The sequence below is a fragment of the Tolypothrix sp. FACHB-123 genome, assembly GCF_014697075.1.
Lineage (GTDB): Bacteria > Cyanobacteriota > Cyanobacteriia > Cyanobacteriales > Nostocaceae > Aulosira.
In genome coordinates this window covers 1-17,001 of the sequence record NZ_JACJRE010000078.1, presented here as the reverse complement: position 1 = coordinate 17,001, position 17,001 = coordinate 1, and the positions used below count along the sequence as shown (strand labels likewise).

Genomic DNA, 17,001 nt, shown 5'->3' with positions numbered 1-17,001 from the left:
CCTATGCCTTTGAAGCTGTTTGTTATTTTGATTAAGGGAACAACCTATAAGGGTGAGGCTATACAGAATAATAAACTTCGTTTTTCATCTTATTGCTAAAATCAGATTTTTATCGAATTTTTCTTAACATTCAACATTTCTGATCTAAGGCATGAAAATCTATCTTTACCATACCCTATGCCCAACTACGACAGTTTGTCTTTTGACATCTACGAACAATAAGCACAAAGATAATATTGTGTGAGTGTTTCTACTTGGTGTGAGTAAAGTGAATCAAAGTATTTTTTTGCTGTCAGTAGTTGTTTCAAGCTTACTGGTAGTTTCTCCTGGCTTGGCTGCTGATGCTGAAATCAAGCAAAAACCTGCTGATAAATCACCGCAAATAATTTCTAATATTCCCAATTTAAGCGATATTCAGATACCTTCAACTAATGCTGAATCATTAACACAACAATCGACAATAAATAAAATTAGTCAAGATACTCAGCCTCCAGAAGCAGCGACAACAGAACCAAGTTCTACAGATGATGCGGAAGATGATGTAGAAAATGATGCAGATATCACTATAGAAGCAATTGGGGAACAAGATACTTTACCTCAATCAACTCCAACTTATGTTGTAGATCAAGAAGAAATTAAAAAACAAGGTGCGAATAGTCTGGCCGATGTCTTAAAAAGAATGCCAGGTTTTGCCATTAATGATGCTGGTCATGGTGCAGATATTCACACGGGTACATATTACCGAGGTGCTTCTATTAATCAATCTGTATTTTTGATTAATGGCAGACAAATTAATACTAATATCAACACTTATCATGGAGGAACTGATTTAAATAGTATTCCTGTAGAGGCAATTGAGCGCGTGGAACTATATAGCGGTGCAGCTTCTGCTTTATATGGTTCCTCGGCCTTTGGGGGAGTTGTGAATATCATCACAAAAGAAGGTTATAGTCAACCTAAATTATCTAGCAGCATTGAATTTGGTTCATTGAGCCAAAATAATCAGCAATTTAGTTATGGCGGTGCGCTTGGTTCTTTAAAGTATAACTTTAGCTTTGAAAGATACTTTACAGATAACCGTTACCGCGTGCCTGTCGGTGCAGCTAACCGCGATGCAGAAGGATTTTTCTTTAATGCAGATACAGCGACAAGTACTTATTTTGGTAATGTTGCTGTAGATTTAGATCCCAGAAATTCCCTGAGTTTTGATATTACGAAATTAAGCAGCCGTCGGGGTTTAATTTATTTCGGTTTTCCGCTACAAAGAGATAGATTAGACCATGATGGACTGAATGCTGGTTTATCTTGGAAAACTCGTTTAGGTAATGGAGAAAATTCTACCCTAACAACTACATTGGGTTATAACCAAGATTATTTCAGTACCTATGGCCCGACAGTTTTTCAAGGCAGAGAATTTTATCGTACAGGTATTTTAGATACGCAACAATTCTCAGCTAGGGTAGATCATGAATGGAAATTAAGCCCGAATAATCAGTTGCGTTGGGGTGTAGATTTCAAAAATACTGATTTATATGGTAATACTTTAAGTACTAGCCCGAATAGAATTGCGAATAACGAAGTTGAAAATCGCAGTATTTTTACCACAGCTTTATTTGCAGTCAATACGGTCAAATTCACCGAGAATTTTCAGGTAGATTTAGGGTTAAGACAAAGTTTTGATGGGCAATTTGGGAATTATCTTAATCCTAGTGTAGGTTTACGTTATGCGATCGCACCGACAATTGCAGTCCGTGGTAGTTGGGCTGGCGGCCAGCGTAACCCTGGTTTAGACCAGTTATACGTATACGATACAGTTCATGGTTGGGAACCGAATGCCGATTTAAAACCAGAAACAGGCTCCTCTTGGACTGCGGGAATAGATATCAGTTTTTCCGAAAATTTAACTGGACAGTTTACTTACTTTGGCAGTAGTTTAGATAATCGCTTGGGAATAATCGCTGGCAAATGGCAAAACATTGGTTTGGTAGATACCAATGGCTTAGAAGCGGCGTTACAGTTAAGACTGGCTAATAATTGGTCAACTTTTGTCAATTACACCTATACGGATGCCAAAATCAAAACCGGAAGCGAACGAGGCTTGCAATTAGGGTTAATTCCTTATTCTGTACTGCAAACAGGTATCGGCTATCAAAATTCCGGCTGGCAAGCTAATTTGTATGTTACCTACAATAGTGGGGCGCGGCGGGCACTGTTTAACAGAGTTGGTGACAGTACTACAGATTTTGCGCCATCATTCCTAAATTTAGACTTTAGCGGTCGGATTCCCATCACCAGAACTTTGGGGTTGCGAGTTTACTTAGAAAATTTACTAGGTGAACAATACGAACGTGTTAACCGAATTTATAGTCCTGGCTTTACTTTCCGTGTAGGCTTAAGTTCGGATTTGTAAATTGGGCATTGGGCATGGGGCATTGGGCATGGGGAGTAGTTACTAATGCTCTATAGGGTAGAGATGTGCGATATCTACTCTGCTCCGCGTCTACGCATTATCTCTACCAATCTATCAATTAAAATAATTAAAAATGACAAATGACAAATGACAAATGACAAATGAGATCCAGAATCGAAAATGAAGTATTAATTATTAACCACGAGGACTTACCTGAGTTTAAAAAGGGCGGTTCCGTGGTGCGAAACTCCTATTTTTGGGCTTTACGCTCAATTGCTGGTAAATCTGGACGTTATCGGGATTGGGAATACGAACCCGAAGTCTGGCTAGCTTTAGCACGAATGCTGTTGTCCTTTGCGGAGTCTGGGTATTTAGGTTATCGAGAAACCTTATTAGAATTTCCCCAATCTCAAGCACAAATTCCAGCTTTATTGCGAGATGTGGCAACTTGGGAATGATAAACGGATGGGAATTTCAATTATAAATTCTGTACCTTCTCCAACTTTGGAGTTACAAACTAGCTTCCCACCATGCTTTTCTACAACAATTTGATAACTGATAGATAGTCCCAGCCCTGTCCCTTTACCCACAGGTTTAGTGGTAAAGAAAGGGTCGAATAAATGAGAATATACATCTTCGGGGATGCCTGAACCATTATCAATAATCCGAATTAATATAGTATTTTTATTAGTAACTTCAGTGCAGATACGTATATAACTTTGCTGTGAGCTTTTCTCCTCTAAAGCATCGATAGCATTGGTAATAATATGCATAAATACCTGATTAATCTTCCCTGGATAGCATTCTACTAGAGGCAATTTGCCATACTCTTTGATGATTTGTATTCCTGGGAAGCCTGGTTTAGCTTGCAAGCGATTCTTTAAAATGAGTAATGTACTATCAATACCTTCATGAATATCTATGACTTTAAAATCTGCTTCATCTAAACGGGAGAAATTTCGTAAACCAATCACTATTTCTCGAATACGCTCGGTACCATTGCGCATGGAAGATAAGATTTTTGCTAGATCATCAACAAGGAAACTTAAGTCTATCTCTTGCGCAAAAATCAAGATTTCTCGATCAGGATGAGGATATTTTATTTGATAAATCTTGAGTAATTCTAATAAATTTCTAATATATTCTTCTGTAGCATAAAGATTGCCGTGAATAAAATTAATCGGATTATTGATTTCATGGGCAATTCCCGCAACTAATTGTCCTAAACTAAACATTTTCTCTTGCTGAATTAGTTGCATTTGTGTATACTGCAATTCTTTAAGAGTTTGTCTTAATTTAATATTTTTATCAGTTAACTCTTGGGTGCGATTTTCAACTCTAAATTCCAAGTCTGTATTTGTTTTTTCTAAGGCAGCTTGAGTCATTTTTTTAGCTTTTAAATATTGTTTTAGTAGGCGCAATACTGAAAGCCAAGAGGGAATTAACAGAAGCAAACTCAACAGCGATGTAGAAATTGACCAATATAAATGTTGGCGGTAATCAGCAATTTTCTGTTCAAGCTGAAGCGAGATAGCGTGATTTCTATTAGCAACGCCAGCAGCATATTTTTGCTTTTCGTTTTCATACTCGCGGCTAGATAGAATTGCTTTTGCTGCTTTATTCTGAGCTTTTTTGACTAAATCAAATGATTTATACTCCATTTCTACCAAACGCTGATTAGCAATATCAGTTTTTTTGGCTTCTTCACCTGCATAAGCTTGGGGAGCCAGTTTAATTGATTCTTTAATTGCTGCATCTAACTTAGGCTCAAATAAACGATAACGTTCCTCCCAAATAACATTACCTGTGGCTGCATTCATCCTTGCTGACATCGTGAGCACTTCATCTAGATAAGTAATGGTATTACTTAAGCTTTGGAGTCGAAATTCATGTTTAATAATGTTGTTAAAATCTTGGTAAGTTTGCCAAGCTAACCAAGTTTGAGGCACAAATAATAATAGAGTTAAAACTACTGTTGCAGCGATAATTTGAGCAGGGCGAAGTGCAAATTTATGAAATAAAGATTCAAGCAAAGCTTTAAATCTATTTGCATAAAAATTATATGATTTTTTCATTGTCAGCCAAGTAAATAACCGGGAATAAATGGAAATAAATAAGAAAATTTATATATTTAAAAACTGACTAAAGACCAAGGAAAAAGCACCCAGTCTCTGGCGATGTATCCTCCGTAGCTTCTAACTGAGGCTAAGCTACTGCTAGCTTGCCTAAGCTTAACTAAGGGAACAGCAGCAGAGGAGTAGATAAACGGACAGAATATCGTTATGAAAAGCTAAAGTTATAGAATATGGCAAAAAAATGAGGGAATTATGAGGATGATGGTAAATATTAGATTGCGATTTCCTAATTCCCTGTTAGCTGACAAAAGTTTCAATTATGCAAAACAGTGATGGGAATCAACAATTGCTCCTTTATTTGCCCAATTCCCAAAAAGTGAGTTTCTTGTTCATAAACTCTAACTGTGTCACCAATATCAAGGTTTACAGGAATTCGCTGTCCTTGACACCATTTGTGCGCAGATACTGGGGGTAAAATTACTGTAGGTAGGTGTAATAAAGGGGTATCAGGAGCGATCGCTTGGAAGGTTCCTGTTTGCAGTTGAGTTTCTAAATCGCTCAAAGTTATACTATTTGTTAACTCAAAACCACTACTAACTGTGCGTGTTAAGGCGGCGAGTGTACCACCAGTTTGTAAAACTGCACCTAAATCGCGAGCGATCGCTCTAATATATGTACCACTACCACAGGCGATCGCTATATCTAATTCGGGAAATTCCCCTTCTCGCCAAGCTAATATTTCTATCTGAAACACTTCTACAGTCCGTACAGGAACTTCTACCTGTAAGCCGCGCCGTGCTAAATCGTAGAGACGTTTACCATCAACTTGAATCGCGCTGTAATTTGGTGGAATCTGCTGAATTTCTCCGATAAATTGCGGTAATATAGCGTTTATCTCTGCTAAACTCAATTCCGGACAAGGTGCAGAGGTAATAATTTCCCCTTGTAAATCGTCGGTTGTCGTCTGTAAACCAAACCTAATCGTAGCTTGATAAGCTTTATTACCTGGTAAATACTGCAATAATCTGGTGGCTTTACCAAAGGCGATGGGTAATACTCCCGTAGCCGCAGGATCTAAAGTCCCTGCATGTCCCACACGTTTGAGGCGCAGGAGTTTTCGCACCCGCGCCACACAATCATGAGAAGTCCAATCAAATGGTTTGTTTAAGTTTAAAAAACCTTGCACAATAGATTAAAAATTTGAGGACAGCCGCAGTTTCAAAACTTTTCAACAAAATTTCGAGAAAGTTATCATAACAATTCTCTGTGGGGTTGCGCTATAGTCCTGTGCCAAAATTATATGTGAGGTAAAGGAAAATTAAACCGCAGAAGACACAGAGGAATAAGAGTTTTAGCGATTTCTGGCGTAAGTCCTACAATCCTACTATTTATCAAAAAAAGTATAAAAAAACTATTTTAGAACAAGTAAATAAATTTGAAATTATTACCAATGACCAATGACAGATACGTCTTTAAGGGTGAATTTACCACCCTTGACGACAATCTGTAATCAGTAATCATGGAATAAATTGGAATAAAGATGAGATTTACGAACAAAATCTTCTCTAGAAGCAGATTTTGCTGAGATTCACAGAAACATTACCACATGCAGTAGTGTAACCCCCACATCCAACATCCAAAACCCAAAATTAACTATGGAGTTGGGTGATTTTTTCAGAGCTAACTTTGCGACTCTGGTTTCGGTGTCTACAGCTTGTGCTAATTCAGTTGTAGTGAGAGACTGCACAAAACTGACACTCAGAGGCTGACTGGAGATAGCTTGAGCGTAGGCGGCGTTGAGGTAGGAAGAGTATTGTGATGTACCGACAACGTAAGTTTGAAAGAAAGGTAAACTCAAAGCATTCATGTAGCGACGCGCAACCGCTGGATTGTCGCCAATTACTGGAGAAATATCTCCTAATACCTCATTTCCCCTATTCCCATTCCCAATGGTGGAAAAGTGGGTTCCACCGACCAGCATCACTAGATATTTGGAGGAATTAGCAAACCAGGAGAAAGGTAAAATTTGCTCAAATAAGGCTGGTGCAACGGTATCATCACTGCTACCAACCAGCATTACAGGAGTTTGAATTTGGCTCAAACCTGCTTTACCAAAAATCGAACTAGTGATCGGATTAATTGCGATCGCAGCCTTGACTCTCTCATCTCGTAAATTAACTTTAGAGACTGACTCCTTATTTAAGGCTAAAGCGCGACATTGCAGCAGTAAAGAGATATTCCAAGTATCTTGCAGTATCTCTGGCTGACAATCTTTGCGTAGTTGGGCAAAGTTAATCTCTGCACCAGCTAAGGCTAAAGCTGTGTAACCACCTAAAGATTGACCCAACACTCCCACTTGTTGCAGATTTAACAAACCTCCAAACCGGGAATCTGATTTATTCGCCTTCTCCAGTTCATTGAGGATGTATTTCACATCCAATGGCCTGTCGATAAATTCAGCTGCTACTGTGCTGTTATTAGCCTTATCATTACCTGAATGATTGGGGACAACTACAGCAAATCCATAGGAAGCTAAATGATTGGCGAGATAGCGAAAATTGCTGCTATCCGTACCCAAACCATGAGAAATAACAATTACAGGTGCAGGACTTTCGACATGGGGAACATATAAATCAGTTAGCAATTCCCTACGTCGTGACAAGTCGGAGTAATTTAGGGTGTATTGCTGCACGCTAAATTGTCCTTGTTGTCGTAAATCTGGTAATTGTGAGAAATTTACTGGCTCTTGGTTAGTCGCTTCTAGATAGGACTTTTTGCTAACTTCCGCGATCGCGCGGCTAGTTTCACCAATGAGTTGCTCTAATTCTCCAGCTATCCCCATGCTCTGGGCTAAATCGATATTAATGCTGTTGGTGGGATATTTACGTAACAAATTTAAGAGAGTGAGTCCTCCAGGTTCCCCAGCAGCAGAAATAAACGCCGATCGCAAAGTTTGATATTCCGGTTGTGGTTGGGGCGATCGCGATTTGATCGCGGTTGCTAACCGTTGGAGAAGAAATTCTCCTTGTGGCGTATAGAGAAATTGAGACACCACAACCGGATTTACCTTCACCGGCGTCAATAAAATTCGCCGTAATTCTTGGAATTGTTTTGCAGGTAGATACTGTTGATAAATAGCTAACTTGTCATCAATTACACCAGTTTGGGCATAGTTTTCTAAAGACGCGATCGGAATCGCCAGTTTAATGGCTGAATAAGAGCCATAAACTTGTTCTGCTGCTAATACAGAATTACTCATTCCAAATATTGACAGCACTATTGACAGAACCAGCAATAGCAAAATTTTTACCAGGGTGCTGGCCCAATTACCAAACAAACTAATCATCGCTCAACTGTTTCGGTGATGTTGTTGCACGAGGCGTTGGCTTTGGTAGTTATTTAGACACCCTGGTAAGGTTATTTAATATTAATCGCCTCAAGACTATGTATTTTTTATGAGTATGAATCTCTTTGTTACAGTGCGAACAATCAAATGTAACAAGGCCGTGCTGATATTAAAAATATCAAGTTAGCAAAAGATTTACTCAATTGGCTGACGCTTACTGTGAAATCATAACAAAGAAAAAAATACCTTGCCTCAGTATTTCTAATGTAGCTTTGAACCAATGATTTATCTATTACAATTAATAGCCAGTAAAAACTCTGAAAATATCGCGATTATTCAGTTTTTCCTAAAGCAATTGTTGCTGCACCAGTAACAACTAAAACCGCCCCTGTAATTCCTAATAATGTAAATCTTTCTGGTAGCATTAGCCCAGGGGCTATTACTGAGACAGCCCAGACTGCAATTAAAGTGACAATCGGCGTTATTGTTAATATGGCACTCACTCTTGATGCTTCCCAATGTGCCAATGATTCTGCAAAAGCACCATAAGCAATGAGAGTATTTAAGCCACAAAAAAGTAATGTGTAGAAATGCAAATTACTCAGCGTTAAAACGGCTTGCGCTTGACAAAAAGGTGTGAATAAAAAAGCACATCCACCGTAGACAATGAGCATAATTTGTGCAGAAGATAGTGATTGTAATAACTGTTTCTGCGCCAAAGCATAAATTGCCCATGCAGCTGCTCCTAACACAATTAAGCTACTACCGTAAAGATATTTGTTTTGGGATGTAATTAAATTGGTGAGTTGTTCGTGAAAAAATAAAACATAACCAATCGTGAATATACTGACTCCTAGCCATTGATAAATCTGATAGCGTTCTTTAAAAATTACTAAGCCGCCTAAACTTAAAAAAATTGAAGAAAATTGAATAATTACCTGCGCATTAGCGGGTGATGTGAGTGCTAAACCTTGCAAAAACAAAAAGTAATTCAGCGCTAAAAAAATTGTCGCGATCGCTAATAATTGCCCTGAAGCAGAACGCAGTTGTGCTAGAGTTGGTAACTTACCTTGTAGCCCTAAATACACAGCTAACAAAGCAAACGCCACCAAAAACCGAAACCAAATTACTGTATAGACATCAAGTGCTTGGAGTGCGACAGTAAGTGCGATCGGTAGAATTCCCCACAATAATACTGTTAACAGTGATAAAGCTAGCCCTAACTGCCAGCGACCAGAACTTTGATGCATAGTTAAGCTAAAGATAAAATTATAGATTTTATCTAGCTTAAAAATAGGGGCTAGAGGCTAGAGACTAGGGACTAGAGAAAAATATTGTCTGAATCATCAAAATCTCTTATATTCTCTGCGCCTCTGTGTCCTCTGCGGTTCAAAAATAATTTATACCAATTTAAAAAAGAAATGCGGCGGTAAGGATATGGCATTGCCATGACCTCTAGAATGTATTAATCTGTCGCCAATATTATTTGAATTAGTATTATTTAACCACAGAGTTCACAGAGAACACAGAGATAATACCCACCAGAAACCTTATATGCTAGGTAATACCCACTACATATAAGGCTAGAAGGCAGAAGTAAGGATTGACTACAATTGTTGAGCAATTTCTTACAAGTTGTAAATGACATGGAATAAATTCTATTAACAAAAATTAGTATAAAAAATACTTATCTCTAATCAATAATAATATGTTTGTAAATTTCAAAAATTTATTCACACAGCCAGCGCTGATTTCGAGCGCAGCGATCGCAGTTTTACTGGTAGGATTTCAAAAAATTGGAGTTTTAGAGCCGCTAGAACTAAAAATCTACGACCAAATGATGCAAATGCGCAGTGATCCTGGGGTAGATCCGCGGTTACTAATTGTCGCTGTCGGGGAAAAAGACCTGCAAAAATGGAACTGGCCGCTTTCTAGTGAAATATTAGACCAAGCACTAGGTAAACTTGAGGAATATGAACCGCGCGCCATCGGCCTAGATATTTTCCGAGATTTACCTGTAGAACCAGGTCACGATAAATTACTCCAACGCCTACAAGAGAGCGATATTATCGTCCCCATCTGCAAACATTCAGATACCTCAAGTTCTGGAAATCCCGGAACACCACCCCCCACAGGAGTAGAAGCCGAAAGAGTTGGATTTAGTGATGTTGTCGAAGATACTGATGGGGTAATTCGCCGCAATCTTTTATCAGTGAGTACAGATGCGAGCGATCCTTGTCAAAGTGTATCTTCCCTAAGTTTACAGTTAGCACTGAAATATCTTGCAGTAGGAGGTATTCAACCAGAATTTACCCCTAACCGAGAACTAAAACTACGTAATATTGTCTTTAAGCCTTTACAACCTCACATTGGCGGTTATCAAAAAGCAGATACCAATGGCTATCAAATCCTGCTTAATTATCGTTCTTCCCGTGCAATTGCTCAGCAGGTAACAATTACAGAACTCCTGGAAAATCAAGTAAAACCAGAATTAGTCAAAGACCGCATCGTCTTAATTGGTTCTACTGCACCTAGTTTAAATGATATTTTCAATACACCTTACACTAGTGGCAAGTCAGATATTTCTGGCAAAATGTCAGGAGTAGAAATTCATGCTCACAGCGTCAGTCAAATTTTGAGTGTTGTCCTCAACAAACAGCCGTTATTTTGGTTTTTACCTGGTTGGGGAGAAGTTGTCTGGATTTGGGGATGGACTTTAATCGGTGGATTAATCGCTTGGCGCATTCAGCATCCGCTAGGCTTAGGATTAGCAGAAGGAACAACCCTGTTAGTCTTATTTGGGAGTAATTTTGTCATTTTTACCCAAGCTGGTTGGTTTCCTGTTGTATCTCCTAGTTTGGGGTTAATCTTTGCAGCTGGTAGCGTTTTAGCCTATAGCGCCTATCAAACTAAGCAACAGCAAGCAATCATTTTGCAACGAGTTGAAGAGCAAAAAGAATTGATTGCCCAATTGCAAGCTCTAACAACAAATAATCAGTACAATACACAACAAGCAACAAGACTTGTAAATACTGTTTATTCACAGACTCAAGAACTAGCACCAAGTATTGTCCTGAATAAGCGTTATAAAATCGTCAATAATTTAGGTGCTGGTGGCTTTAGCTATACTTATTTAGCAGAAGATATCAAGCGTCCTGGTAATCCTCAATGTGTGGTGAAACAGTTACGTCCTGCTAACCAAGATACAGAATATTTAACTATCTTGGGACGCTTGTTTAAGACGGAAGCCGAAATTTTAGAAATTTTAGGTAAACATCCGCAAATACCATATCTATTAGCTTTCTTAGAGGAAAATCAGCAGTTCTACATAGTACAAGAATTTATTTCTGGGAATCCGCTTTCTGATGAACTCACCCCCGGTAAGCGGTTTTCACAAGCTGAAGTTATAGCCATCCTCAAAGAAATTTTGCAAGTGCTGGTATTTATCCACGGTTACGGTGTGATTCATCGGGATCTTAAACCGAGTAATTTAATTAGGCGCAAAGCCGATGGCAAAATTGTTTTAATCGACTTTGGTGCAGTCAAGCAGATTCAACCGCAAGAACAAGACAGCCAAACTATCGCCATTGGTACTCCTGGTTATGCACCAGCAGAACAAATGAGCGGTCAACCAACAATTAATAGTGATATTTATGCATTAGGGATGATTGCTATTCAAGCTTTAACTGGTATGTATCCTAAAGTATTTCGCAGAGATGTGAATTCGGGTACAGTGATTATCCAAGTTGAATCTCAAACTGGCGAGCAAGTTTGGCAATATTGGTGGGAAATAGGGGAAACTACCAAAGATTTTGCCAAAGTCATCGATAAAATGGTACACATGGACTTTACACAAAGATATCAGTCAGCAAGCGAAGTTTTGAATACTTTGGAAAGTTTGTAAAATTGGGCATGGGGCATTGGGCATGGGGCATGGGAGTATAGTATTAGGCGTAGGTTGGGTTGAGGAACGTAGACGCGGAGCGGCTTCCCGTAGGGTAACCCAACATTTATCCGGGCGTTAGGTTACCCTACAGGAAGGCTGCGCCTACGCAAAGCCTCAACCCAACCTTGTATCTTAAGAGAAGTAGTAGACCGTCAACAGTCAACAGTCAAATCGAATTACAACTCCCTCAGTGCATTCGCCAAATATACATACTGTTCCAGGGTATTGTAAATTTGTGCTGATATCCGTAGCAGTAATTTTGGCGATTCATGCCAAGGTACTATTTGTACTTGAATGCCAAATTTATCAAATAATTCATCATGTACAGTCATAAAATGGCGGTTTTCTAAAGCAGCGGACATTGGTATAACTGCCATAGAACCTATCATTTCTTCTGGACAAGGTGGTAAAACTTCTAAGGCTTGACAGAGTAACTGTCTTGCTTCTAAAACTAGCTGATGATTTCGCTGTCTTAACTCATTCCAACCGCCGGGTAGCAAGGAACCCATAAAAGCGATCGCATCCGGGACGCACATATAAGCGGTAGGATCGTCTGTACCAGTCCAATCGAATTCTAATTGAAAGCGGCTTTTATCGGTTCTTGCTGAATTTGCACCGTGGCTAATTGTCAATGGACGAATCTGGGATTGTCTATCCCGTTGCACATACAAAAATGCGGCTCCCTTCGGCGCACATAGCCATTTATGGCAATTCCCAGTGTAATAAGTTGCGCCAATTTCCCGCAAGTTCAGCGATATCATTCCTGGAGCATGAGCGCCATCTATGAGCGTATCTATCCCAAGCTGGTGTAATTCCTGCACTAATTGCTGAATCGGGAAAATTAACCCAGTTTGGCTAGTAATATGATCTAACAGCGCTAATCGCGTATTTGGGGAAACTCGCTCCATGACTGCTGCGATTACTTGCTGTGGCGATTCAATGGGAAAGGGAATCTTGGCTATAACTACCCGCGCACCAGTACGACTCGCAATAAAATCTAGGGCATTACGGCAAGCGTTATACTCATGGTTTGTGGTGAGAATTTCATCTTCACTCGAAAATGTGAGAGAGCGCAATACAGAATTAACGCCAGTGGTGGCATTATTCACAAATACCAAATCTTGGCTATCCGCACCAACAAATTCTGCTAGTTGATTTCTCGCATTATCTATTAGTGGTTCCCATTCTCTCCCAAAAAAACGTAGTGGTTCTTGTTCGAGTTGCGATCGCAATTTTTGCTGAACTGCTAACACAGCTTTCGGACAAGCCCCAAAAGACCCATGATTTAAAAATGTAATCCCCGGATCTAGAGTCCACAACTCCTGAAAATGAGAATGATGAAGTTTGAAATTTTTGTTTTCATCCTTCATCATTCACCTTTTATCCTTTAAAACTCCCCAGGCCGGATTCGAACCAGCGACCAATCGATTAACAGTCGATCGCTCTACCGCTGAGCTACTGAGGATTGCTCACGATTTATAATAGTAAAGTAATAAATAGGTTTTGGCAAGTACCGCCGCCAATTTTTTTTTTAGTTCTCAACTCGATAGCTGAAGTTCGTGATTTTGGCTGGCCTGATTCTGGATTTAGAGCAGAGACCTTAACTAGCAAGACCTATTTCAAGCCCATCCGCAATTCAGCTAAACGCTCACGGGATTTGGCATCGATGGAATTAGCTAAAAACCTGCTATTAGATTTTTTGCGTGATTGATATTTATGTCGCATCCGACAAACAGTCATTTCCACCTCGCCACAGAGTTGCTGTGCAGACAACCATTCAGCGCCATACCCCTGTACCATGAGTTGCTGTGCTCTATCTGAGGTGGCGACAATCACGCGCGAAATTCGTGATTGTGCTATTTCGTAGCGTAAAGATGCACAAAACTTTTCAATGTATGTATCTGCCGTTTGCCCAAAATCAGTGTAATGAACTGATAAAAGCTCTGTAATAATCACTTTATTGCTAGAAGCATTTTGATATTGGGCATCAAAAACGATTTGGGTGTCATAACCTTGAAACGAGCTATAACTAGTCATCGTTTCCACCAATTCTCCCCGTGCTGCTTCTAGTCCAGCACTATCACGGGTTCTCTTGAGACAAGACCAAGCGCCGATTATATTGTAGCCGTCTACTAATAAAACGGCTGGGGATGAGGGACGAGACATGGTTTTTAATCACAGTTATATAGAGTTGGCAAAATTCGTTCATAACTTTATATAGTAATTGAAGCATTGCTTGTAACACTATGTTACAGAAATCTAAAGTTGTGGCATCGGATTATGTAAAAACTTGAAAAGCGCCTTTTATCGGCGCTTTTGAGTTGTTTAAATTGTTGGTGTTGAATTATGAGTTTTCGACAAAGAACTAAGCTGCTAGGCAATTTCAGGTTTTCATGTTGGCAAATTACAACTGGTGAAAATGTGCAATTTGGACATGGATTAACTTTGTCAAAAAATACATATTTTGCCGTAAAAGCGGAAGTTCACACCTTCAGCTAACACAAAAGACAGCGAAGGTTGGGGTAGTTTATGAAGCTGCTTTGTCTACTTCCATCAACCGTTGTTTCAGGCGTAGTGGTTCACCTTGATCTACTAAAGAGCCATTTTCTAATACGGGACTCCAACCCCGGACAATGTAACTCTCCGATGTTCTCTAACAAAATGACACGCCCCATTTATTAGGCGGGCTATGGATTTGGTGTGGTTTCACATTAAGTTGACATGTATGATCTGTCGCATTCTTTTTGTAAATTAGTATAATGCGCCTCTAAATTGCATAACTCCTAATCAGCACCGTCAACCGTCAACCATCAACACCCCTCACCATAGATTGTGCAATTTTCTGCCAAAATTAACACGCTCTTAAACCTCGCTTGATTGTGGATCGTTAGGTTCGCCTGTAAAAGCAGAGACACTTTCTTTTGAGGAGCAATATGGAATTTATCAATAGTACTCACCTATTAAATAACCGTTGCAGAAGACGGAGCTTTTTGCTAGGTGCAGGATTCATCACAGGGTTAGCTGTAACTAGCCAATGGAATCCAGTAATTGCAAAACCTAAATTTTCTGGCTATCCCTTCAGCCTTGGCGTTGCTTCTGGTGATCCTTTACCAGATGGTGTTGTTTTGTGGACTCGATTAGCTCCTAATCCCCTGAATGGTGGGGGAATGCCATTAGCAAATGTTGTGGTACGCTGGGAAGTTGCTCTAGACGAAAATATGAGAAAAGTTGTCCAAAAAGGTAAAGCTTTGGCAACTCCAGAATTAGCACATTCCGTACATGTTGATGTCCGTGGCTTAGAACCTCGGCGGTGGTATTGGTATCAGTTTCGCGTCGGAAATGAACTTAGTCCCATTGGCAGAACTCGCACAGCTGGCGCATTTCATCGTCCTAGCAAACAACTTAACTTTGCTTTTGTGTCTTGCCAAGATTGGCAAAATGGTTACTATACAGCATTTCGCCATCTAGCTGAAGAAGAACTTGACCTGGTGGTTCATCTTGGTGACTATATTTATGAATATGGCCCAGAACCCGGAAAACCACGCCAACATAATAGTTCAGAAATTTTCTCCCTTGCTGATTATCGCAACCGTCACGCTTTATACAAGACAGATGCAAATCTGCAAGCGGCTCATGCAGCTTTTCCTTGGATAGTAACTTGGGACGATCATGAAGTTGAAAACAATTATGCTAATTTAATCCCGGAAGAAAACCAAAGTCGGGAAGCATTTATTATGCGGCGAGCTTATGCTTACCAAGCATACTACGAACATATGCCATTGCGTAAATCTTCCCTGCCCAATAAGTCAAATATGCAACTTTATCGGCGGTTTACTTTTGGCGATTTAGCTGAATTTAACGTGTTAGATACCCGCCAATATCGCACAGATCAACCTTGTGATGACGGACTGAAGCCTCGTTGTCTCCAAGCTTTTGATACCAATGCTACGATGACAGGAAAAGAGCAAGAGCGGTGGTTATTCCAAGGATTAGATAAATCGCGATCGCGCTGGAATATCATTGCCCAACAAACTATGTTAGCTGAATATGATTTTGATGGGCGTCCCGAAATCGCCTTGTTTAACATGGATCAATGGGATGGATACGTAGCTGCAAGAAATCGATTGTTTAACTTTTTGCAACAACGTCGCCCTGCAAACCCTGTAGTAATTACTGGGGATATCCATTCTAGTTGGGTACATGATCTCAAAGCAGACTTTAACAACCCACTCTCAACAACAGTTGGTACAGAATTCGTAGGAACTTCCATATCCTCTGATTTTCCCACCCAGTTTATCGCCCCAGTGCAAGCAGCTCTCAAAGACAATCCACACACCAAATTTTTTGATGGTGCTTCTCGCGGTTACGTGCGTTGCAAACTAACGCCAAAACTCTGGCAGAGCGATTACCGCGCTGTTTCAACTATTATTAATCCTAATGCTGCCATTAGTACCCTAGCTTCCTTTGTCGTTGAAAACGGTCAACCAGGCGCACAAAGGGCGTAAATTTGGGAATGTTGACTTTTGGTTGTTGACTGTTGACGGTTGACTGTTAACTGTGAAGCGTCAACCGTCAACAAGTCTACACTTTCACTTTGCCATTACCATTTACATCGGCAATTATGGAAGTTGGCTGATTACTGACAATTGCTGACTCACCGCGCAATCCCTTGCGGCGTTGATTTTTCGGAATACCTCCCGCCATACCATACTCGACACTGCTTTTGCCATATGTAGCACCAATGCCCATCAGTATATGCTCTGTCATATCTGCCAACTGCTGCTCGGCTTCCAACATTTCCCGGTACATTTTATCTAAAGCAGAAAGAGCAGAATTGTAAGCATTTTCGCGATCGCGCACTGTCTCAATTAAATTTGAGTAAGCATATAAACTAAGTCCATTACCCACATCTAAGTTTGGATCGATTGAGTGTATACCAGCTGCACGACGTACTGCTTTTTTTAGCACTTGAGAAGTTCTTTTTCTTCTAGCCATAAGATGCACCATTAAATTTGGTTAATTAGTGATTAGTACTGAAATTCAGTAATTTCAGTTTATTTAGCTTAAAAAACTTCCCTATCGATCAGCCTGAGAGAATTCTTGCAAATCTTTATTAATTTTTGTGGTTCTTTAGTACTTGTTATGCTAAACTAACAATCAAAATGCCAGTTTAACAAGCATCTAATTCGGAAGTTTTCAAAGTTTCTAAATCCATAAGCCGAGC

The 17,001-nt window shown here is 39.8% G+C and carries 11 protein-coding genes and 1 tRNA gene; 4 read left to right on the top strand and 8 right to left on the bottom strand.

Annotated features, from left to right (window positions below):
- Positions 1 to 268 precede the first annotated feature (268 nt).
- Entirely contained in the window at positions 269 to 2,410 is a 2,142-nt protein-coding gene (locus H6G41_RS30260) for a TonB-dependent receptor domain-containing protein (RefSeq protein ID WP_190751543.1), read from the top strand.
- A gap of 161 nt (positions 2,411 to 2,571) precedes the next feature.
- Positions 2,572 to 2,868 (top strand): hypothetical protein, encoded by a 297-nt coding sequence (locus tag H6G41_RS30255; protein ID WP_190751541.1) that lies wholly within the window; start codon positions 2,572 to 2,574, stop codon positions 2,866 to 2,868.
- Here H6G41_RS30255 and H6G41_RS30250 read toward each other — a convergent pair.
- The 4 genes from H6G41_RS30250 to H6G41_RS30235 form a co-directional block, all read right to left on the bottom strand.
- Positions 2,839 to 4,485, bottom strand: coding sequence for a sensor histidine kinase (locus tag H6G41_RS30250; protein WP_190751539.1), 1,647 nt, complete (start codon positions 4,483 to 4,485; stop codon positions 2,839 to 2,841). The two genes, H6G41_RS30255 and H6G41_RS30250, sit on opposite strands and share 30 nt — an antisense overlap.
- A gap of 313 nt (positions 4,486 to 4,798) precedes the next feature.
- Positions 4,799 to 5,671, bottom strand: coding sequence for a tRNA pseudouridine(55) synthase TruB (gene truB / locus H6G41_RS30245; RefSeq protein WP_190751537.1), 873 nt, complete (start codon positions 5,669 to 5,671; stop codon positions 4,799 to 4,801).
- A gap of 402 nt (positions 5,672 to 6,073) precedes the next feature.
- On the bottom strand, positions 6,074 to 7,831 hold the full coding sequence (locus H6G41_RS30240; RefSeq protein WP_190751535.1) for an alpha/beta hydrolase: 1,758 nt from the start codon (positions 7,829 to 7,831) through the stop codon (positions 6,074 to 6,076).
- Between the two features lie 332 nt (positions 7,832 to 8,163).
- Positions 8,164 to 9,081: a DMT family transporter gene (locus H6G41_RS30235; protein WP_190751533.1), complete on the bottom strand. Its 918-nt coding sequence runs from the start codon at positions 9,079 to 9,081 to the stop codon at positions 8,164 to 8,166.
- 458 nt (positions 9,082 to 9,539) lie between these two features.
- On the opposite strand from H6G41_RS30235, the gene H6G41_RS30230 reads away from it, so the two are divergent.
- The gene (locus H6G41_RS30230) at positions 9,540 to 11,735 is read left to right on the top strand and encodes a CHASE2 domain-containing serine/threonine-protein kinase (protein ID WP_190751532.1); all 2,196 of its coding nucleotides are present in this window, start codon (positions 9,540 to 9,542) and stop codon (positions 11,733 to 11,735) included.
- Between the two features lie 218 nt (positions 11,736 to 11,953).
- On the opposite strand, the gene H6G41_RS30225 is transcribed toward H6G41_RS30230, so the two are convergent.
- From H6G41_RS30225 to H6G41_RS30215, 3 genes are all read right to left on the bottom strand, one after another.
- On the bottom strand, positions 11,954 to 13,147 hold the full coding sequence (locus H6G41_RS30225; protein WP_190751563.1) for an aminotransferase class V-fold PLP-dependent enzyme: 1,194 nt from the start codon (positions 13,145 to 13,147) through the stop codon (positions 11,954 to 11,956).
- A gap of 23 nt (positions 13,148 to 13,170) precedes the next feature.
- A tRNA-Asn gene (locus H6G41_RS30220) sits at positions 13,171 to 13,242 on the bottom strand.
- 149 nt (positions 13,243 to 13,391) lie between these two features.
- Positions 13,392 to 13,943 (bottom strand): NYN domain-containing protein, encoded by a 552-nt coding sequence (locus H6G41_RS30215; protein WP_190751529.1) that lies wholly within the window; start codon positions 13,941 to 13,943, stop codon positions 13,392 to 13,394.
- A gap of 767 nt (positions 13,944 to 14,710) precedes the next feature.
- On the opposite strand from H6G41_RS30215, the gene H6G41_RS30210 reads away from it, so the two are divergent.
- Positions 14,711 to 16,282, top strand: a complete 1,572-nt coding sequence (locus H6G41_RS30210) for an alkaline phosphatase (RefSeq protein ID WP_190751528.1) — start codon at positions 14,711 to 14,713, stop codon at positions 16,280 to 16,282.
- Between the two features lie 76 nt (positions 16,283 to 16,358).
- Here H6G41_RS30210 and H6G41_RS30205 read toward each other — a convergent pair whose 3' ends face one another.
- A complete protein-coding gene (locus H6G41_RS30205) occupies positions 16,359 to 16,772 on the bottom strand; it encodes a hypothetical protein (protein ID WP_190751526.1) in 414 nt (137 codons plus the stop codon).
- Positions 16,773 to 17,001 lie beyond the last annotated feature (229 nt).